General features: G+C 32.1%; 21 protein-coding genes. 6 read left to right on the plus strand and 15 right to left on the minus strand.

The features are described from left to right. The first annotated feature begins 1 nt into the window (after position 1). The 3 genes from KO500_RS17170 (at position 2) to KO500_RS17180 (ending at position 3965) form a co-directional block, all read left to right on the plus strand. Positions 2-955 carry an acetyl-CoA carboxylase carboxyltransferase subunit alpha gene (locus KO500_RS17170; RefSeq protein WP_215957790.1) on the plus strand — a complete coding sequence of 318 codons (954 nt, stop codon included), beginning with the start codon at positions 2-4 and terminating at the stop codon, positions 953-955. 168 nt (positions 956-1123) lie between these two features. Beyond that, on the plus strand, positions 1124-2674 hold the full coding sequence (dnaB, locus tag KO500_RS17175) for a replicative DNA helicase (protein WP_215957791.1): 1551 nt from the start codon (positions 1124-1126) through the stop codon (positions 2672-2674). A gap of 103 nt (positions 2675-2777) precedes the next feature. Further along, positions 2778-3965 carry an asparagine synthetase B gene (locus KO500_RS17180; RefSeq protein ID WP_215957815.1) on the plus strand — a complete coding sequence of 396 codons (1188 nt, stop codon included), beginning with the start codon at positions 2778-2780 and terminating at the stop codon, positions 3963-3965. Positions 3966-4081: 116 nt separating this feature from the next. On the opposite strand, the gene KO500_RS17185 is transcribed toward KO500_RS17180, so the two are convergent. The 10 genes from KO500_RS17185 to KO500_RS17225 all read right to left on the minus strand — a co-directional run bounded on the left by KO500_RS17185 (position 4082) and on the right by KO500_RS17225 (position 13013). Further along, positions 4082-5461 (minus strand): hypothetical protein, encoded by a 1380-nt coding sequence (locus tag KO500_RS17185; RefSeq protein ID WP_215957792.1) that lies wholly within the window; start codon positions 5459-5461, stop codon positions 4082-4084. A 10-nt stretch (positions 5462-5471) separates the two neighbouring features. After that, on the minus strand, positions 5472-7877 hold the full coding sequence (locus KO500_RS17190; RefSeq protein ID WP_215957793.1) for a TonB-dependent receptor: 2406 nt from the start codon (positions 7875-7877) through the stop codon (positions 5472-5474). Positions 7878-8125: 248 nt separating this feature from the next. After that, positions 8126-8335 (minus strand): aspartate/glutamate racemase family protein, encoded by a 210-nt coding sequence (locus KO500_RS17465; protein WP_303489120.1) that lies wholly within the window; start codon positions 8333-8335, stop codon positions 8126-8128. A 122-nt stretch (positions 8336-8457) separates the two neighbouring features. After that, entirely contained in the window at positions 8458-8886 is a 429-nt protein-coding gene (locus KO500_RS17470; protein ID WP_252732618.1) for an aspartate/glutamate racemase family protein, read from the minus strand. 148 nt (positions 8887-9034) lie between these two features. Then, a complete protein-coding gene (locus KO500_RS17200) occupies positions 9035-9685 on the minus strand; it encodes a DsbA family oxidoreductase (RefSeq protein ID WP_215957794.1) in 651 nt (216 codons plus the stop codon). A 2-nt stretch (positions 9686-9687) separates the two neighbouring features. Next, the gene (locus KO500_RS17205) at positions 9688-10002 is read right to left on the minus strand and encodes an EthD family reductase (protein WP_215957795.1); all 315 of its coding nucleotides are present in this window, start codon (positions 10000-10002) and stop codon (positions 9688-9690) included. A gap of 20 nt (positions 10003-10022) precedes the next feature. After that, a complete protein-coding gene (locus tag KO500_RS17210) occupies positions 10023-10757 on the minus strand; it encodes an SDR family oxidoreductase (protein WP_215957796.1) in 735 nt (244 codons plus the stop codon). A 175-nt stretch (positions 10758-10932) separates the two neighbouring features. Continuing rightward, the gene (locus tag KO500_RS17215) at positions 10933-11484 is read right to left on the minus strand and encodes a carboxymuconolactone decarboxylase family protein (protein WP_215957797.1); all 552 of its coding nucleotides are present in this window, start codon (positions 11482-11484) and stop codon (positions 10933-10935) included. Between the two features lie 74 nt (positions 11485-11558). Next, complete coding sequence (locus KO500_RS17220) at positions 11559-12122, minus strand: TetR/AcrR family transcriptional regulator (RefSeq protein ID WP_215957798.1); 564 nt, start codon at positions 12120-12122, stop codon at positions 11559-11561. A gap of 90 nt (positions 12123-12212) precedes the next feature. Next, positions 12213-13013, minus strand: a complete 801-nt coding sequence (locus KO500_RS17225; protein WP_215957799.1) for an HAD family hydrolase — start codon at positions 13011-13013, stop codon at positions 12213-12215. Between the two features lie 98 nt (positions 13014-13111). On the opposite strand from KO500_RS17225, the gene KO500_RS17230 reads away from it, so the two are divergent. Then, complete coding sequence (locus tag KO500_RS17230) at positions 13112-13534, plus strand: secondary thiamine-phosphate synthase enzyme YjbQ (RefSeq protein WP_215957800.1); 423 nt, start codon at positions 13112-13114, stop codon at positions 13532-13534. On the opposite strand, the gene KO500_RS17235 is transcribed toward KO500_RS17230, so the two are convergent. The 5 genes from KO500_RS17235 to thrS form a co-directional block, all read right to left on the minus strand. Beyond that, positions 13531-13920 carry a DUF4870 domain-containing protein gene (locus KO500_RS17235; RefSeq protein WP_215957801.1) on the minus strand — a complete coding sequence of 130 codons (390 nt, stop codon included), beginning with the start codon at positions 13918-13920 and terminating at the stop codon, positions 13531-13533. The genes KO500_RS17230 and KO500_RS17235 overlap by 4 nt on opposite strands. Before the next feature lie 148 nt (positions 13921-14068). Continuing rightward, the gene (gene rplT / locus KO500_RS17240) at positions 14069-14413 is read right to left on the minus strand and encodes a 50S ribosomal protein L20 (RefSeq protein ID WP_215957802.1); all 345 of its coding nucleotides are present in this window, start codon (positions 14411-14413) and stop codon (positions 14069-14071) included. A gap of 93 nt (positions 14414-14506) precedes the next feature. Beyond that, positions 14507-14704 carry a 50S ribosomal protein L35 gene (gene rpmI, locus KO500_RS17245; protein WP_215957803.1) on the minus strand — a complete coding sequence of 66 codons (198 nt, stop codon included), beginning with the start codon at positions 14702-14704 and terminating at the stop codon, positions 14507-14509. 111 nt (positions 14705-14815) lie between these two features. Next, a complete protein-coding gene (infC, locus tag KO500_RS17250) occupies positions 14816-15373 on the minus strand; it encodes a translation initiation factor IF-3 (RefSeq protein WP_436835713.1) in 558 nt (185 codons plus the stop codon). Between the two features lie 31 nt (positions 15374-15404). Further along, positions 15405-17345, minus strand: a complete 1941-nt coding sequence (gene thrS / locus KO500_RS17255; protein ID WP_215957804.1) for a threonine--tRNA ligase — start codon at positions 17343-17345, stop codon at positions 15405-15407. Between the two features lie 309 nt (positions 17346-17654). On the opposite strand from thrS, the gene KO500_RS17260 reads away from it, so the two are divergent. Together KO500_RS17260 and KO500_RS17265 are read left to right on the plus strand one after the other, a co-directional pair. Then, positions 17655-18533, plus strand: a complete 879-nt coding sequence (locus KO500_RS17260; protein WP_252732622.1) for a hypothetical protein — start codon at positions 17655-17657, stop codon at positions 18531-18533. A gap of 34 nt (positions 18534-18567) precedes the next feature. Continuing rightward, positions 18568-19629, plus strand: a complete 1062-nt coding sequence (locus KO500_RS17265) for a substrate-binding domain-containing protein (protein ID WP_215957805.1) — start codon at positions 18568-18570, stop codon at positions 19627-19629. Positions 19630-19638: the final 9 nt, after the last annotated feature.

The raw sequence follows: 19638 nt of genomic DNA on the forward strand, positions 1-19638 counted from the left end.
CATGGAATACTTAGAGTTTGAACTTCCCATCAAAGAGCTTGAAGAGCAGTTGGATAAGTGCATGATCATTGGTGAAGAAAGTGAGGTTGATGTTACAGAAACCTGTAAACAAATTGAAAAAAAATTACAAGAAACTCGTAAAGATATTTACAAGAACCTTACCGCATGGCAACGAGTTCAACTTTCAAGGCACCCAAATAGACCATATACATTAGATTATATAAAAGGTATTTGTGGTGATACATTTTTAGAGCTTCATGGTGATAGAAATGTAAAAGACGATAAAGCCATGATTGGTGGTTTAGGTAAAATTGGTGATCAATCTTTTATGTTTATTGGTCAACAAAAAGGTTTTAATACTAAAACTCGTCAATACCGTAATTTTGGTATGGCTAACCCTGAAGGGTATCGTAAAGCTTTACGTTTAATGAAATCTGCAGAAAAATTTAATATTCCTGTAGTGTGTTTTGTGGATACTCCTGGTGCTTACCCAGGTATTGAAGCAGAAGAACGCGGGCAAGGGGAAGCTATTGCTCGTAATATTTTAGAAATGACACGCTTAAAAGTACCCGTTATAGTTACTATCATTGGTGAAGGTGCTTCTGGTGGAGCATTAGGTATAGGTGTTGGTGATAAAGTATTAATGTTAGAAAATACATGGTATTCTGTAATATCTCCTGAGTCTTGTTCTTCTATTTTATGGAGAAGTTGGGAATATAAAGAACAAGCAGCTGAAGCATTAAAACTTACGGCTACAGATATGAAAAAGTTAAAACTTATTGATGAAATTGTGAGAGAACCTGCTGGTGGAGCTCATAGTTCTAGAGAAAAAACTTTTGATATTGTAAAAAATAAAATAGTTTCTCATTACGAGGAGTTAAAAAAGTTATCACCAAAAGAACTTACAAATACCAGGATGGAAAAATATGCCAATATGGGTGTATTCAACGACTAATTCCTGTTTTAAACCATAAATATTAAAACTGGAGAATTAATTCTCCAGTTTTTTTTTGTTATCAACACAAAATCGTAACTTATTAACAAGCAAATTGTTAATGAACGGTTAATAGAGAAATTTAATTTATAATGTTAACTGAAAGTTAATTTGATACTTTCGCAAACTATGGAGAAACCCAGCCCAATATTAGGACATAAAGTCGACAAGTCTAATCTAATTCAATTAGAGAAAGGTAAATTACCGCCACAAGCTATTGATTTAGAAGAAGTTGTGATTGGTGCGATGATGATTGATAAAAAAGGTATTGATGAGGTTATCGATATTTTACATCCAGAAGTTTTTTATAAAGACGCACACCGCTTTATTTATGAAGCAATTTTTAAATTGTTTGAAACCTCTGAACCAGTCGATTTATTAACCGTTTCTTCTCAATTGAAGAAGGATGGAAAATTAGAAGCTGTTGGTGGTGATTTTTATTTGATAAAATTGACTCAAAAAGTGGCTTCATCTGCCCATATTGAGTTTCACGCACGTATAATTCTTCAAAAATATATTCAACGTAGTTTAATAAAAATTTCAAATGAAATTATTCAAGAAGCTTACGATGAAGGAACAGATGTTTTTGATCTATTAGATACAGCAGAATCAAAATTATACGATGTAACTCAAGGAAATTTAAAGCGTTCAGCTGAAACTGCACAAAACTTAGTAATTCAAGCTAAAAAGCGTATTGAAGAGATTGCTGGTAAAGAAGGTTTGAGTGGTGTGCCATCAGGTTTTGACAAAGTTGATAAACTTACTTCTGGTTGGCAACCGAGTGATTTAATCATTATTGCAGCACGTCCGGGTATGGGTAAAACAGCACTTACCTTATCTATGGCACGTAATATGGCTGTAAACTCTAATATTCCAGTGGCATTTTTCTCATTAGAGATGTCTTCTGTACAGTTAATAACACGTTTAATTTCTTCTGAGACAGGTTTGTCTTCAGAAAAATTACGTACAGGTAAATTAGAAAAGCACGAGTGGGAACAACTTAATGTAAAAGTAAAAACATTAGAGAAAGCTCCTCTGTTTATTGATGATACGCCTTCATTATCTATTTTTGACCTTAGAGCAAAGGCAAGACGTTTAGCTTCGCAACACGGTATTCGAATGATTATGATTGATTACCTGCAGTTGATGACAGCTGGTGGTAGTCAAAAAGGTGGTGGAAACCGTGAACAAGAGATTTCTACTATTTCACGTAACTTAAAAGCACTAGCAAAAGAATTAAATGTACCAGTAATTGCACTTTCACAGTTATCTCGTGCGGTTGAAACACGGGGGGGGACTAAAAGACCTTTACTTTCTGACCTTAGGGAATCTGGAGCGATTGAGCAAGATGCCGATATTGTTTCGTTTATTTACCGTCCTGAATATTATAAAATTGATGAGTGGGATGATGATGAGCGTACGCCAACTGCTGGGCAAGGAGAATTTATTGTAGCTAAACACAGAAATGGTGGTTTAGAGAATATTAGGTTAAAGTTTATTGGTAATCAAGGTAAATTTGATAATTTAGATGACTTTGATTCTCCTTTTGAGTTCCAGTCTAAAATGAATGACGGAGAAGAAAACCCATTTGCAACTAAAAATCTGCCAAATGCAGATCAAGCTTTTGGTAGTTCAATGAACGATACACCAGATTTTGATGATAATGATGTGCCTTTTTAAAAGTTTAAAATTTAAATTTCAATACAAAAGAAAGAGAATACTTTATACGAGTATTCTCTTTCTTTTTTCATACACAATAACAGCATCTTCTATTTTAATTCCAATGGATGCTGAAAGTCAAAAAGATCATTTAAAAGCTTACGGAATTACATATTGGGTGTTAGTAAAACAACAGAAGGTTCAGTGGTTATTAAATTACCGTGGAGGTTCTTTTTTATTGCCCGATGGAGATGTTATTCGAAAAGAATGTCAAATACGTGGTGTTTCGTTTGAAATACTTTCTGATGGCGAAGCAAATTCAATTTTAAATGATATTTCGAGTCCATCAAAAAATCAAGAAGCAGTAATACTTGAAAAAGCGCCAAAAATAGCAGTCTATACACCTACAGGTAAACAACCTTGGGATGATGCTGTAACAATGGTGTTAACCTATGCTGAAATACCTTATGAAACCGTTTATGATGAAGAGGTATTAACGGATAAATTGGTTTTATTTGACTGGTTACATTTACATCATGAAGATTTTACGGGGCAATACGGAAAGTTTTATGCTTCATATAAAACAGCACCTTGGTATTTAGAAGGTAAAAAAGATGCAGAAGCTTTAGCACGTAAGTTAAGTTTCACGAAGGTTTCAGAAGAGAAAAGAGCAGTAACCTTAAAAATTAGAAATTATGTGATTGGTGGTGGTTTTATGTTTGCCATGTGTTCAGCAACAGATAGTTTTGATATTTCCTTATCAGCCTCTGATGGTATAGATATTTGTGAAACTATGTTTGATGGTGATCCATCAGAATCTAATTATCAATCTAAAATAGATTATAGTAAAACCTTTGCTTTTACAAATTTTACTTTAGAACGTAACCCATTAGTTTATGAGTTTTCATCAATAGATATGACAAGTAAAAGAAAAATACCCAAAGAATCTGATTACTTTTCGTTAATGGATTTTTCTGCTAAATGGGATCCTGTACCTACAATGCTTTGTCAAAACCATACAAGCTTAGTAAAAGGTTTTATGGGGCAGACAACTTCATTTAAACGAGATGAAATTAAGCCGACAGTTTTGGTTTTAGGTGAGAATAAATTGAATAATGAAGCTCGTTACATTCACGGAATAAAGGGGAAAGGTTTTTTTACTTTTTATGGTGGTCATGACCCTGAAGATTATCAGCATAGAGTTGGAGACCCAAAAACGGAGTTGGAATTGCATCCTTCTTCACCAGGATACAGACTTATTTTAAACAATGTTTTATTTCCTGCAGCTAAAAAGAAAAAGCAAAAAACTTAATTATTGATTTCGAGAAATCTAAAATAAAAACCGCTATTAAAACAATTGTTTTAATAGCGGTTTTCTAGTTAGTAATATTTAAAAAGCATCAATTTTATTGATGGTATAATGGAATTTTAGAAAGTTCCGATAAAGTGACTTCCTTCAGCATTAACTAATTCAGCACCTTTAGTTACTTCACCAGTCTCAGTATCTATAACATAGATGTTTCCATTTTCTCCAACAGGGGCTTCAGTAACATAAATTTCATTACCATCAACAACAAAACCTTGATATTGGAATAAGTAGAAATCTGCATTGTAAGGTATAGCATCAATTCTTGTAGCAGTCTTAGTATTTAAATCAGCTAAAGCAAAAAATCCTTGAGCACCAGCAACACCTTCTTCAGAACCATCGTGACGGTAAGCGATAACAGCTTTACCATTTGCAGCAGGTCTCCAAGCAAGAATATAAGCACCTTCAACACCCAAAGCATCATCTAAATTAAAAATGTAAGAATCATCATACTCGTTATCAGCATCAATTTTCAAAATGTGAGAACCTGATGGGTCACTTTGGTTAGCTTGGTATACGCTACCATCATATAAAAAAGCATTAATACTACGGTAACCGTTTGTATTACCATAACCAACTGTTGAAGTAATTACTGATGGGTTTAATAATGAAGGGTAGTCTAATACAATAGTTTTAGAACCTAAAATTTCATAATCGCTATCACTCTCAGTAGTTGTAGGGTCAAGTTTACTTAAACGAGCACCAATATATAATTTGTCACCAGCCTCATTTAAAACAGGCATATCTATTCTTGAAATATAATAACCTAAAGCTTCTTCTTCATCAGTTAAAGCAACACTATGTTCTTGAAAATTATTAATTAAAGAATTTTCTAAATCTAATGTTACAACACCAATTGTAGCATTTGTTCTGATATAAGTATCATCTGAAGCGTCGTCTTCGGTACCATTATCGTCAATTTCATTTTCTGTTGATACATAAACAGCAGCTCCTGTTTTATCACCATCAAATAATTTGATCCATCTAGGTGCAGTTCCTACATAAGGTTCAATACTTACTTCGGTACCTGATTGTGTAAAAGTTTGTCCACCTTCTACCAAATATTTAGTGTAAGTACCACCAGTATCACCTGCATAACTAATATTAAAGATTGTACTTCCGTCTTCTGAAGACTGTAATCGAGCTGTTCTGTTTGATGGTGCTGTAAATCCGTTTTCAAAAGGAGAGATTGATACAGAAGGGTCTTTAGCCTCTTCACTGGTTACACTGTAAATTAATGTACCTCCATTTCCATCTCCTGGCTCATCGCCCATTTGAGCTCCAGCAACAGTGATCCATCTTGTTTCATCTTCTGTTCCTGCTTCAGTTTCAGTTTCAGTTTCTGTACTTGTATCAGTGTCATCACTGCTACAAGCAGTCATTAAACCTATGGTTAGTGCAGTTAGGGTTAATGTTTTAAAGTCTAATAGTGTGCGTCTCATATTGAATTGATTAATAATTATTAATTGTGTAATTTATTTTTAAGTATAAAGCTCGTCCGGGCTTTTGTACACGTAAGTTGTCATATAAGGGTTTGTCAAAAATGTTTTTAACATCAAAACTCATTACAGTTTTTTTATCTGGGAATGCATAGCTGATTCCCAAGTCTTGTGAGATTTGCTCAGGTACTTTAAAAAAATCTGCACCTCCTACACCAGATGGTATATTCAAATAAGAGAATTCACCAGTAAAGTATAAGCTGTAAAACAGATTTAATCGAGTATTTTCTTGAAATACATCTTTTAGAGAGTACCTTAAACTACCGTTCATGGTGAAAAAAGGAGTGTTTGGAATATCTATTTCAGTTCCGGCATCAGTAGTGGTTGTTAAATCGAAACGAGAAATATTAAAATTTAATCCTAAATTATTTTTATAACTATAATTTAATTGTGCATCAACTCCTTTAGATTTAGCATTACCTTGATTTACATAAACAATTAATTCATCATCAACATTTAGCGAGTTTTCAATAGGTAAACCTATTCTATCGGTTATGTCTCTAATAAAAAAGTTCGATGATACTGTAAATTGGTTTTTCTTAATATTAAAAGCACCAAGTCTAAAACCTAAATTGTAATTGTTACTTTTTTCTGGTCGAATACTAGTATTGGCTACTACATTATCTCCGTCATTACCAAATACTTCCGTTTCATCTGGTAAGCGAATTGCTTTTTCTGCAGAGGCCAATAAAGTTAATTTTGGATGTATAGCAAATGATGTTACAAAACCATATCCATCATCTTTATTGTTTGAACTAACAACTTCATCAACAACAATACTGTTGCCATTTTCATCTTGAGCTATTGCAGGGTCAATACTAATTGTTTTTTGATGGTAATATTTACCAAATACGCTCGCTCTTAATTTTTGGTCAAGTGTTACTAATTCGTAAGTTAAAGCGTAAATATTTTTATGTAAATCTCTTGTGCCAATAAATGTGTTTTCTAAAAGAGACAACAGAGGATCGCTATCTTCTCTATCAATACCACTGTAAGAATGATTAGCCAAAAATTTATGGTGATCATTTATTTTATATGACAAACCAGTTCTTATTGATGCTACTTTTCTTTCAATTTTAGCTAAGGTTGGTCCACCTTCTTGTTGAGAACCCCAAGTGTATTCATATTCATCGCCTTTAAAATCAATTGCTCTTTCGCCACTCCAACTATAAGCAGCGGCGACGGTATCATTTACGGTACGATTTCGGCTACCATACAAACCGTTTATATTTATAGCTAAACCTTTGGTTAAAAAATCATCTTTTTGATATATTAAATTTGCTAATAATGCATCAGACTCTAAAAAACGATCTTTATATGGTCGAATAGTCATAAAAGCACCATGTTGAACTTCTTTATAATCATCAGAAGCAGTAACTCCAATAAAAAACTGGTCAGCCCAACTAACATTTGTATACCCTATTTGTGCCATACCACCAGTAGATCTGTAGACATCATTAAATCGTCTGGCTGTAATTGGTGTTTGTACACCTCCTAAACCTGTAACAACAATAGCTCTACCAGACACTTTGTAATTATTATCAGAATAATTATTAAATAAAGAAGTTTTTATTGTAAAACCAGATTTATCAAAATGATATAAACCATTTACACTAGCTTGAATTGTATTAAAAGAACCATAGGAAACAGCTGCATTAAAAAAATCTTTTGACCCTTTATGTAATACCACATTAATAGCGCCACCTAAAGCATCATCAGATAAATGACCAGGAACAACACCTTTGTATACCTCAATATTTTTTATCATTGATGGCGGGATGCTATTTAAGCTAAATGATGATCCGTAAACTGAACTCGGAATACCATCAATAAATATTTTAATAGAACTCCCAGACAACCCATTCAAGCTATAGTTGACTTCGGAGCCTAAACCACCATTTTGACGAATTTTTACACCAACAGTAGTATTTAATAAATCGTTAGTTTGAATGTTTCTAAGGCTTGCTTCTTTTGTTTTTATGACATTTACAGCATAGCCTGAAGTTTCTTTTTCAGTCTCTATACTTTTGCCGTTAATTACAACTTCACTTAATTGATTCATTTTTTTACTCAAACGAATGATAATAGTGTTGTATTCCTTGTCAATATTTATAGAAACCTTCTTGTTGTCTGCTTCAATTGTAGAAATTGAAAGCTCGTAAGTATTGTATTGCAGTTTGTCTATTTCAAATTTACCGTCAAAATCACTTATAGCGCTACGGTTAGTTCCTAGCACTTTAATATGGGCATTTATAACAGGTGAATCATCTTCTAATACCACAGTACCAGATATTAAACCTGTTTGAGAGTGAATTATATTGAAAAATAATAACGTAATTACAAAAATTATATATCTCATTTATTTAGACTGAATAAAAATAAAGTCGCAAATGTATATAATAATTAAGACTAGTTTTATTCTAAAATGACGCGTTTTTGATATATAAAATATGGAAATTAATTTAACAATATTAAGTATTTGTAATACAGTATTTTATATTATTTTTTAAATAAGAATTAATATAAAATCCGTCATAAAAAAGTTAAATTTTAAGAACTAAAGTAGTTGAAGTTGTCAAGAAGTAAATAGTATTTAAGTAATTAATTCTAAAGGTTATTAACACTTTCTAATTTTTTTGACTCTCTAATCAAAGCTTTGGCAAGAACGGTTGTAGCATCAATAATTAAGCTGTTTTCAATTTTTTGATATTGAATTGCTAACGGGATTTCAGTACATCCTAAAATTACAGCCTCGGCTCCTTTTCTTGATAAATATGTGGCAGCCATACTTAAATTTTCTTTTGCTTTTTCATTCACAGGATTAGAAAAAGCCTTAATACCATAACTGGTATCATAAATTGAAGGGTGAACAAATAAATCTTGTATGTCTTCTGAAGGTTGAATAACTCCAATGTTATATTTAGATAAAACTACTGGAACTATACTTTTGCAAGTATAGTTCCAGTAGTTCCTAAAACACCTACTTTCTTTATTTCAGGGTATTCTTTTGATATGTGTTTAGCAACCTCTTCAATCAAATTGACCAAAACACAAGATTCTGGAATACTTTTTTCGATTAAACTTAAAATAGGTTTAGCATGAGCTGTATTGCAAGGTATTCCAATAATAGTGGAACCACTTGCTATTAGCGAAGCTATAATTTCAGCAATTGCAATACCAGGATTGGTGTCTGTTTCACCAAGTAAATATTTTGTACGATCAATGATTTTATGGGGTACAGATAACATTGAAACAGGTAAATGCTCTTGATCAGATGTTGCTTCTGTTAAATCGTATACTTTTTTTATTAAATCGATACCTGCATAACTACCAACACCGCCAACTATACCTATCATTTTATTAGTCATATTCTAATTTTAAAAAGATGTAAAATAAAGCTAAGCAGACTTAAAACTGTAATAAAACTATTATAAATTTTATTAGAATAATAAAGCCTTCAACAAAATAAAGTTTATTTTATTGAAGGCTTTTAGTAAGAAGTACTAGCATATTTTTTTATGCATCTTCATTTAATAGTTGCGTGAGTACTTCTTTAAAAACAGTTACAGGTTGTGCGCCTGTAACAGCGCTTTTTCTGTTAAAAACAACAGTTGGTACAGAGTTTACACCTAAACTGTGCCAATATTTTTCAGTGTCTTTTACTTTGTTTCTAACGGTATTGTCTTCTATAAATTTAAAAGCTTCGGTAGCATTTAAACCAATAGTCTCTAATTCTGTTTCTAAAACTTCTTTTTTAGAAACATCTTTGCGTTCTCCAAAAAATGCGTTCATTAAACGCATTTTAAGTTCTGTCTGTTTGCCTTGTTGGTGTGCATATTCTAAAAGCACATGAGCGTCAAAGGTGTTAACCATACGCATGCCTTTAAAATAATCAAAAGTAAAACCAAGTTCAGCGCCAAACTCCGTTAAGCGTTCTTGAGATTCTTTTTGTTGTTCACGTGTTGATCCATATTTTTCAGTAATATGTTCTTCAACATCTTGACCTTCAACAGGCATATGTGGGTTCAATTCAAAAGGTTGCCATTCCAATTCAATTTTATCTTCTATTCCCATTTCTTTTATAGCTTGTTCTAAACGTTTGTACCCAACAGCACACCATGGGCAAACTATATCAGAAACAACATCTATTTTTATTTTATCAGCCATAATTAAAAAGTTACAAGTTCATTAATTTGAAGTTCACCATCTACATTGCTATAGTTTTTAACATCTGCAGCAAATGTTGCAGCGTGTGGACCAAATGCTTTTTGAAATGATGCAATGTCATTAAACTTTAAATGAGCAATTGCAACATATGGTGCAGGTTGATCAGGGGCACCATTTCCGATACCTAAATCTAATTCAACCTCCTTTAAATCATCACCTAGAGCTTCAATGACCATTGGTAAATGATTGTTTTTATAATAGTCGGTATCAAACTTAACAGTATTACCGTTCTTATACATTACAGATACTTTAATCATATTATTATAATTTTTATTAGTTATTCAGAAAGGTCAGCTAAAACTATATTTTCAGAAAACCCTTGGTATGCACTTTCGAATTGTTTAGCCATAGCATCAGGGAATAAGTGAAATTCACCAGATTTTATTGCGGCAACAATACTTTCTGATACTTCAGATGTTGGTGCGGCATCCGTAAAACCTGCTTTACTAGCCATATCTGTATCAATTGGTCCTGGGTGAACACTCAATATATTTACACCCTTTGGCCCTAATTCAGCTCTTAGTCCTTGAGTTAAAGAATATGAAGCTGCCTTTGATGCAGAATACGTTGATAATTGCGGGAAATTTTTAATTGAAGCAACAGAGTTTAGTTGAACTAAAGTTCCTTTTTTAGCTTCTAAAGTTGAAGAAAAGGCATTTGCTATACGTAATAGACCAAAAGCATTTACTTGTAATTGTAAATTAAAGTCCTCTTCAACCCCGTTGTCAATGGTACCTTTGGGTGTTCCGATACCGGCATTATTTACAACAATATCAACATCAGTTGCGTTTTTTGCTAATTCGTTGATTGATGCTGTATCTGACACGTCAGCTTTAAGGGTTACTACTTTTTGTTCGTATTTTTCTTCAAGTTCTTTAGTAGAATCTACATCTCTTACTGCTAAGTATACTTTTTTAGCACCATGATTAATAAAAGATTCTACAATTGCTTTTCCAATACCTCTGTTAGCACCGGTTACTAAAGCTATTTTATTTTCTATAGTTGTACTCATGTTTTATATTTTAACTCTGTTATTATTAATTTATTTTAAAGATTATTTGATATGTTTTGTGTTTTTAAGTCTAACAAAAGTTCTCTAAAAAAAATAAACCTTCCGTATAATATACGGAAGGTTTAAAATAGCCAATCTTCTGTATTATAAAATTACATTTGGCGATAGATGTTTATTATTTTTTAGACCAAGCAAATTTTTCAAATGGAGCATCTACTGGGGTATGAGCAATATGGTTTGTGTAATTGCTTATTACTTTTTGAGAAACGCCTAAAATAATTTCTAATACTTGTTGCTCACTGTAACCAGCTGCATAAAAAGTATCTAAATCTTCTTGTGTTACATTACCACGGTTACGAACAACAGTTAAAGTCATTGTGCGTAAAGCCTCCAATTTTGCATCAGCAAGTGGAGTTTCGTTTCGTAAAGCTTCAGTAATACTTTCGTTAACTTTCATCATGCCAGCAATTGCCGTATGTGCAGGTACACAGTAGTGACATTCGTGCTCTACATTAATAGTTTGCCAAACAACAGTTAATTCTTCTTCGTTAAATGAAGTATTTGTAAATAACTCATGTAATGTTTGGTAAGCTTTAAGTGTTTCAGGAGAACTAGCTAATACACCATGTAGACCAGGAATCATACCAAACCCTTTTAAAGACCCTTCTAATAAAGGTTTACTTTCTGCTGGTGCTGATTCAATGTTGTGTACTTTTAAAGTTGTCATAATTTTTAATTTTTATTGATTTATAAAATATTTAATTTATCTAAGCAATCGCTTAGTTTTGTGTTAAAAAAAAGTTACATGTTAGTAAACGTAACTTCAATTATATTTTCTAGTTGAGTTTTGTTGAATACTTTTGATGCAATTGATAAGCCTAAAAGTGTATTCATTAAATAATCAGCTTGTTTTTCTATGAACGTATTTTCTAATTGGTCGTCTTGTTTTAGATTACTTACAAATAAATCTCTAATTTCATTTGCAAATTTTTTAAGCTCAAGCATAACCTCAGGTTCATCTTCATCTTTTATTTCATTTACTGAGTTTGTTACCAAGCACCCCTTACGTAAATTTCCTTCTTTTGAAAACTCAAGAAAGTCATAAAAATATTGCTTTATACCTGTAATACCATTGTTAGAATTTTTCAACTTTTCTTTAATAGTATTAATTTCAGTCTTATAAAATTTGATACTTTCTAAAAATACGCCCTGTTTATTTTTAAAACTAGAGTAGATTGAGAATTGATTTATTCCCATTTCTTTTTCAAGCATACGTACCGAAGTAGCTTCATAGCCATTACGCCAAAAAAGCCCCATTGCCTTTTTGATCACTTCTTCTTCGTTATATTGCTTTTTACGTGCCATTAGTTTGTAAAATACAATACAAAACTAAGCACTTGCTTTGAAATAGAAAATTATTTAACTTTTTTTTATGTAATAATCGGTATAATAGGTTTATTTAGAGTTGATTAGTTGTTCTAAGATTCGTTCAACGCCATAATTGTCATTGCTCGTAGTTTTGTAGTTAGCCGTTTTAATAACATTAGGGTGTGCATTTTCCATAGCAAAACTATAGTCTGCTAACTCAAGCATTTCAATATCATTATTGTAATCGCCAAATACTAACAGCTCATGTGGTTGTATGTTGTTTAGTTTCATTACTTTTTCAAGAGCAAAACCTTTGTTAGCGTCGTTACTTGAAATATCAACCCAATTTTGACCAGATATTTTTACTTTTAATTGATCTTGTAGATATGATACAGCAGGATAAATATATTTTTCAGAGCTCTCAAAATGATAAATAGCAACTTTAACAATATCTCCATCAAAATCGTATAAGTTATCTATTAGTTCATATTTTGCATAATATTCTTTTGTTTTTTCAACAAATTCAGGGGAATTGCCTAGCAAATAGGCTGAATCTTTAGCACACAAAACCGGATACATATTGCTATGGTTACTCAATGTTTTTATGATCTCATCCTTAGCGTCAGAAGGTAAGTGTGTTAATACAATTTCATTTTCATTTTGTTTCGCGTAACCCCCATTTTCTGAAACTACTATTATCTCATCTTTTATTGTAGCAAGCTTATCTACAATACTGTGATATTGTCTACCACTTGCGGCAACAAATAAAATATTTCGTTTTTTAAGTTCTTCATACAATTCAAAAAAGCGATTACTTACTTCATGGTTTGAATTAAGGAGTGTTCCATCCATATCAGTAACCACCATTTTTATCTGAGATAAATCCATAGTCTACATATTAGAAGCTATAAAGTTATTTGATAACTGTTTAAAAATGGCAAAAAAATAGGATAAGTTTGTATTAAGAATTTCTTAATTACGAATAAATGAATTTTTATCAGAATGAAATACGGTTAACTGCGTATCATAGGGGTTTTCATATTATTACACGTGATGTTATTGAGGCGTTGCCTGAAATTAAAAATATTAATATAGGAATGCTTCAGGTTTTTATAAAGCATACTTCTGCTAGCTTAACTATAAATGAGAATGCAGATCCTACAGTTCGGTTAGATTTTGAAAGTCATATAAACGTGATGGTTCCTGAGAAACAACCTTATTATAAACATGATTATGAAGGTGATGATGATATGCCTGCACACATAAAAGCATCATTAATGGGAGCCTCAGTTCAAATACCAATTACCAAAGGAAAATTAAATTTAGGTATTTGGCAAGGTATATATTTATGTGAACACCGCGATTATGCCTCAGGTAGAACTATTGTTATTACAGCTTTTGGAGCTTAGCTAATAAAGTTAATTGTCAATGGGTATTTGTAAAACTCTCCTTTAGAAGCGGAAACACCACCTAAGATTGGATATATAATTAATAGGATGGCAAGTGGAATTGCAACTAAACTTAAAATTCCCATAATTATGAATCCGATAAGCACAAACATTAATATAAAGGAAATAAAAAATAGGAAGCCAAAAATAAAAGAGTAGAGTAGTAAGCTTAATTGGTAATTTAAAATATGTTTACCATGTGCATCCATTCCTTTAATTTCTTCCTTTTTAGTTGTCCATAATATTAAGGGCACTATAAGGCCGAAAAATCCAAAAAAGTTTAAAAGTTGGCTGTAGTGTACTAATGCTAAAGTGCTGTTGTCTTCTTTTAAAAAATCATCATTCATATAAAAAAAATCATTTTAATAACGGTATTTTAGTAAACGTAGGTTTTTAAAATAAATTTGTTTTAAACGTAGATAATTTTGAGATAAGGTATAAAAAAATCCGATTCGTGAGAATCGGATTTTTTATAAGCGAGATATATTGTTATTGTTACTTTATTTTTTGAACGATAGCTTTGAAAGCATCTGGGTGGTTCATAGCTAAATCTGCTAAAACCTTACGGTTTAATTCGATGTTGTTAGCTTTTACTTTCCCCATAAACTGAGAATAAGACATTCCGTGTAAACGAGCACCTGCATTAATACGAGTGATCCATAATGAACGGAAATTTCTTTTCTTATTTCTACGGTCTCTGTAAGCATATAACATTGCTTTTTCAACCGCATTTTTAGCTACTGTCCAAACGTTTTTACGTCTTCCAAAGTAACCTTTGGCTTGCTTCATTACCTTTTTTCTTCTGGCTCTTGAAGCAACTGAATTTACTGATCTTGGCATACTTTTAAATTGTTTTTTGTAGTAGGCGGTCAAATATCGACACTTTTTTTAAGCCTAACTCCATGGTTAATAATTAATTACCTGAAAGAATGATTACTTTAAACGTAATTGTTCTTTAATACTGTTAACATCTGACTCATGTACTAAACCTGAGTGAGTTAACGCAAGCTTACGCTTTTTAGACTTCTTCGTTAGAATGTGGCTTTTAAAAGCGTGCTTTCTTTTAATTTTACCAGTACCTGTAAGCTTAAAACGCTTTTTAGCACTAGATTTTGTTTTTTGTTTAGGCATCTTGTTCCTAGTTTATTAATTTATCTCGCTTATTTTTATTGAAAATGCCGGCTATAGAGCTGGCAATTTTCATCTTTTTATTACAACTTAAAAGTGGTAATAATTTATGTCTTACTTTTTGCTCGTTTTTGGAGCAATAAACATGGTCATTCTTTTACCTTCTAATCTAGGCATCTGTTCTACTTTTCCTATTTCTTCTAATTCAGAAGCTAGTCTTAATAAAAGTATTTCACCTTGATCTTTGTAAACAATAGAACGCCCTTTGAAAAAAACGTATGCTTTTAATTTAGCACCATCTTTTAAAAACTTTTCAGCATGTTTCTTTTTAAACTCATAATCATGATCATCAGTCTGTGGTCCAAAACGAATTTCTTTTACAATAACTTTAGTCGCTTTAGCTTTTAAAACTTTTTCGCGCTTTTTTTGTTCGTATAAGAATTTCTTATAATCTGTTATTTTACAAACAGGTGGATCAGCCTTTGGTGATATTTCAACCAAATCTAACTCGAGTTCTCCAGCTTTGTTCAGAGCTTCCCTAACAGGGTAAACGCCTACTTCTACATTATCACCTACCAACCTTACTTTAGGAGAAAGTATTTGCTCATTTATTTTATGAGGGTTTTTATTTTCTCTTCGTGGTTGAGGTCTAAATCTTTTTCTTATTGCTATGACTAAATCTTTTTAATTAAACTAATTATTTTTAAAACGACTTTAAGGTACTATTTATTTCTTTAGTAACCAACTCTTCAAAGGCTGAAATTGTAATGGATCCTAAATCTTCACCTCCATGTCTTCTAACAGAAATGGTACCTTCAGCTTCTTCGTTTTCACCTACAATTAGCATAAATGGAATTTTATTCATTTCTGCTTCTCGTATTTTCTTGCCAACAGTCTCGTTACGCTTGTCAACAATTGCGCGAATTTCGTGTTTTTCTAGCGATATTAAAACTTTTTCTGCATATTTTTCATGTTTCTCGCTGACTGGTAATAATATAGCTTGCTCAGGGATTAACCAAAGCGGAAAATTACCACCTGTGTGTTCGAGTAATAATGCAATAAAACGCTCCATACTTCCAAATGGTGCACGATGAATCATTACAGGTCTGTGAAGTTCATTATCACTGCCTTTGTAATTTAAATCAAAACGCTCAGGTAGGTTATAATCTACTTGAATTGTACCTAACTGCCATTGTCTGCCAAGGGCATCTTTCACCATAAAATCTAGCTTAGGACCATAAAAAGCAGCTTCACCACTTTCAATTATGAAATCTAACCCTTTTTCTTTGGCTGCATTAATAATTGCGTTTTCTGCTTTTTCCCAATTTTCAACGGTACCAATATATTTTTCAGGTTTGTCTAAATCTCTTACAGATACTTGAGCAGTAAAATCTTCAAAACCTAGTGAACCTAAAACATATAAAGATAAATCAATTACATTTTTAAACTCTTCATCTAATTGGTCAGGAGTACAAAAAATATGTGCATCATCTTGAGTAAAACCACGAACACGAGTTAAACCATGTAATTCTCCACTTTGCTCATATCTATAAACAGTTCCAAATTCTGCAAAACGTTTAGGTAAATCTTTATAGGAATGTGGTTTGAAGTTGTAAACTTCACAGTGGTGAGGACAGTTCATTGGTTTTAATAAAAACTCCTCATCCATTTTGGGAGTTTTGATAGGTTGAAAACTATCTTCTCCGTATTTCGCATAATGACCTGAAGTAACATAAAGTTCTTTTTGACCAATATGAGGTGTTACTACCATTTCGTAACCTGCTTTTTTCTGTGCTTTCTTTAAAAAGTTTTCTAATCTTTCACGAAGAGCAGCGCCCTTAGGTAACCATAAAGGTAAACCGGCACCAACTTTTTGAGAAAAAGTAAAAAGCTCCAGTTCTTTACCAAGTTTTCTATGGTCTCTTAATTTAGCTTGTTCTAATAATTCTAAATATTCAGTAAGTTCTTTTTGTTTAGGGAATGAAATACCGTAAACTCTAGTAAGTTGCGTTTTATTTTCATCACCTCTCCAGTAAGCACCTGCAACACTTAAAATTTTAATTGCTTTTATTATTCCGGTATTAGGAATATGGCCACCTCTACATAAATCAGTAAAAGTATCGTGATCGCAGAAAGTAATAGTTCCATCTTCAAGATTTTCAATTAACTCAACTTTGTATTCGTTACCTTGTTCTTTATAAGTATTTAATGCTTCTGCTTTAGTAATTGCACGCATTTTAAAATCGTGTTTTCCACGAGCTATTTCAATAGCTTTTTTCTCAATTGCAGGAAAGTCTTTATCAGATATAGTTTTGTCTCCTAAATCTACATCGTAATAAAACCCATTGTCAATTGCAGGTCCTATAGTAAGTTTAACACCAGGGTATAATTCTTCAATTGCTTGTGCAACTACGTGTGAAGATGAGTGCCAAAAAGCTTTTTTGCCCTCTTTATCATTCCAGGTATAAAGTATAAGAGATCCATCTTCCTCTAAAGGTGTGGTGACCTCTAAAACAACATCGTTAAATTTTGCTGAAATCACATTTCTAGCAAAACCCGAACTAATACTTTTAGCGACATCCATAGGTGTGCTTCCTTTTTCACACTCTCTAATACTACCATCTGGTAATGTAATCTTAATCATACTATAAAAAAATTATAAGTGACAAAGATAAGTGCATCGTAAATATTTTCAATAACATTTTATTACTTTTTTGGGTAGATTTAAACTTCGCTAATCTCTTAAATATATAACGTTGTAGTTGTGGTGGCTAAAAGGTTTGTTTGTTTCGGTAAACTGTCAATCATAAAATTTATAATGGTTTAAATTAGTAAATACTCAATTTAATATGTTAAAATTTATTGTAATGTCAGTTTTTATTTTACATTTGAAAAATAAACGTATAAAATACGTTTAATAAATTATTTCAATTAACCTTAAAAATTTTTAATAATGAAAAACATAATGCAAACGTTTTCGAAAAGAAATATGTCTTTTTTTGCTAAACAGGATAATAGGAATGCTATTGTTGTCCCCATTTTTGTGTTATTTATAGGTTTTTTTGGTGGTTCAAATTTAGTGCTTGCTCAAGAAGAAGAGGAAGATGATTATAAAGCTTTTAATGCTAGTGCTCACCTAAAAAACATGCATATTTGGCATGGTTTTCAAGTGCAATCTGGTGGGGTTTTTGCAACAAGTTTGGAATATAATACGCGTGATAAAAAATTTACTTTTGGGGTTTGGGGAGGTGCTAGTTTGTCTAGTACTGATATTTATAATGAAGAAAGTGATGCTTATGTAAGTGCTAATTATAAGGAGTTCTCTATCTATACATTATATCGTTTTTCTGATAAGTTTTTTATAGAGGCTGTTTCTCATAATAATTATACAGGTGTAGAAGAGAGAGGTGATGAATTGCATTACTGGAGTTATGATAAAACTCAGGGGTATAACTTTGTAGATTTAAATTTTGGGTACAATATCACTGATAACACTTTATTATATTTAGCTACAATATTAGGTGGTGGTTCTGGTGATTTTGAAGTTCAAGATGATGGATCTTTTAAAAACTCATGGACACACTACTTTGAGGTTAAAAGTAAGGTTTGGGAAAGAGATGATTATAGCTTGTCACTTTTTGCTGGTGGTGCGTGGTCATTCTTAACAGATAAAACTTTTTATACTGAGAGTTCCGCAAACGTTATCAATGTTGGTGCAACTTTAGGTAGAAATATAAATTTTGGAAACTATAAAATGCCTGTAGAAGTTACTGCAATGTGGAACCCAGAGCAAGAACGAACAGTGCTTCAATTAGATATTATGTTATTTTAAGTAAAAGAATTAAATCTCAACAAAAACAAATAAAATGAAACTAGAAACTAAACTAACTGCAAAATACTTTTTTAGGTTTTTTGTAACCTGCATGGTGTTAATTAATGTAATTGGGTGTGCAGAGCCAATTAAAAATACAAACGGGAAAAGAGAAAGTTCAATTGATGATGATGAGTTAATTGAAAGTGCTATTGATCTTTCAGGAAAAACCGTTGGGTATTGTACGCCAACATTAAACGGTCCTTATTATCAAGCGTTGTTGCAAAGCATCAAAGAAACAACCGAGAAAAATGGAATGACGTTTTTATCTGCTGATGGTCAAGATGATATTAATAAGCAAGTTGCTGCTGTTGAAGATCTTATTACTAAAGGTGTTGATGTTTTATTATTAAATCCTAAAGATCCTGATGCTTTAGTTGGAGTGACTAAATTGGCAAAAGAAGCAAATATTCCAGTTTTTATTATAGATAGTTCAATTGACCCTTCTGCGGAGTATGTGACTACCATTCAATCTAATAATTTGAAGAATGGTGAGTTAGCAGGCGAATGGTTAGCTAAAAAATTTGGTAAGAAAAAAATGAATATTGCTTTGTTAAGTGGTAATGCTGGTAACCCGGTTGGTAGAACTCGTAAGCAAGGTTTGTTACAAGGTATTACTGAAGAGCAATTAAGAACACTTGGGTATATAGATTTAGATATTAAAACTCAAATGTATACGGAGTGGTCATATGCTGGAGGGTTAAAAGCTATGGAGGATATTTTAGTCGCGCACCCTGATGTAAATGTGGTGATAACAGAATCTGATGTTTGTGTTTTAGGGGCAATTAAAGCAATTGCACAAGCGGGTAAAACTGATGATATTTTAATTGTTGCAGGTGCTGATGGTCAAAAAGAAGCCATTAAATATATTATGGATACTGACTTTTATGGTTGTACGGCTATGAATAGTCCGGTTCAAATTGGTAAAAATGCTGTGACTTATGCGGTACAATATATGAACGGTAAAAAAGATTTTCCAAAAACATCTTTTACGGCTCCATTGCTAATTACTAAAGATAATGCAGCTCAGTATTATAACCCTAATGCATTATTTTAAAATTTAATA

Source organism: Cellulophaga baltica, from assembly GCF_018861125.1.
GTDB lineage: Bacteria > Bacteroidota > Bacteroidia > Flavobacteriales > Flavobacteriaceae > Cellulophaga > Cellulophaga baltica_A.

Excerpts from the sequence above, each read along its gene's own strand:
- KO500_RS17170 (WP_215957790.1), top strand. The coding sequence starts at position 2 with ATGGAATACTTAGAGTTTGAACTTCCCATCAAAGAGCTTGAAGAGCAG.
- dnaB (WP_215957791.1), top strand. The coding sequence starts at position 1,124 with ATGGAGAAACCCAGCCCAATATTAGGACATAAAGTCGACAAGTCTAAT.
- KO500_RS17180 (WP_215957815.1), top strand. The coding sequence starts at position 2,778 with ATGGATGCTGAAAGTCAAAAAGATCATTTAAAAGCTTACGGAATTACA.
- KO500_RS17185 (WP_215957792.1), bottom strand. The coding sequence starts at position 5,461 with ATGAGACGCACACTATTAGACTTTAAAACATTAACCCTAACTGCACTA.
- KO500_RS17190 (WP_215957793.1), bottom strand. The coding sequence starts at position 7,877 with ATGAGATATATAATTTTTGTAATTACGTTATTATTTTTCAATATAATT.
- KO500_RS17470 (WP_252732618.1), bottom strand. The coding sequence starts at position 8,886 with ATGACTAATAAAATGATAGGTATAGTTGGCGGTGTTGGTAGTTATGCA.
- KO500_RS17200 (WP_215957794.1), bottom strand. The coding sequence starts at position 9,685 with ATGGCTGATAAAATAAAAATAGATGTTGTTTCTGATATAGTTTGCCCA.
- KO500_RS17205 (WP_215957795.1), bottom strand. The coding sequence starts at position 10,002 with ATGATTAAAGTATCTGTAATGTATAAGAACGGTAATACTGTTAAGTTT.
- KO500_RS17210 (WP_215957796.1), bottom strand. The coding sequence starts at position 10,757 with ATGAGTACAACTATAGAAAATAAAATAGCTTTAGTAACCGGTGCTAAC.
- KO500_RS17215 (WP_215957797.1), bottom strand. The coding sequence starts at position 11,484 with ATGACAACTTTAAAAGTACACAACATTGAATCAGCACCAGCAGAAAGT.
- KO500_RS17220 (WP_215957798.1), bottom strand. The coding sequence starts at position 12,122 with ATGGCACGTAAAAAGCAATATAACGAAGAAGAAGTGATCAAAAAGGCA.
- KO500_RS17225 (WP_215957799.1), bottom strand. The coding sequence starts at position 13,013 with ATGGATTTATCTCAGATAAAAATGGTGGTTACTGATATGGATGGAACA.
- KO500_RS17230 (WP_215957800.1), top strand. The coding sequence starts at position 13,112 with ATGAATTTTTATCAGAATGAAATACGGTTAACTGCGTATCATAGGGGT.
- KO500_RS17235 (WP_215957801.1), bottom strand. The coding sequence starts at position 13,920 with ATGAATGATGATTTTTTAAAAGAAGACAACAGCACTTTAGCATTAGTA.
- rplT (WP_215957802.1), bottom strand. The coding sequence starts at position 14,413 with ATGCCAAGATCAGTAAATTCAGTTGCTTCAAGAGCCAGAAGAAAAAAG.
- rpmI (WP_215957803.1), bottom strand. The coding sequence starts at position 14,704 with ATGCCTAAACAAAAAACAAAATCTAGTGCTAAAAAGCGTTTTAAGCTT.
- thrS (WP_215957804.1), bottom strand. The coding sequence starts at position 17,345 with ATGATTAAGATTACATTACCAGATGGTAGTATTAGAGAGTGTGAAAAA.
- KO500_RS17260 (WP_252732622.1), top strand. The coding sequence starts at position 17,655 with ATGAAAAACATAATGCAAACGTTTTCGAAAAGAAATATGTCTTTTTTT.
- KO500_RS17265 (WP_215957805.1), top strand. The coding sequence starts at position 18,568 with ATGAAACTAGAAACTAAACTAACTGCAAAATACTTTTTTAGGTTTTTT.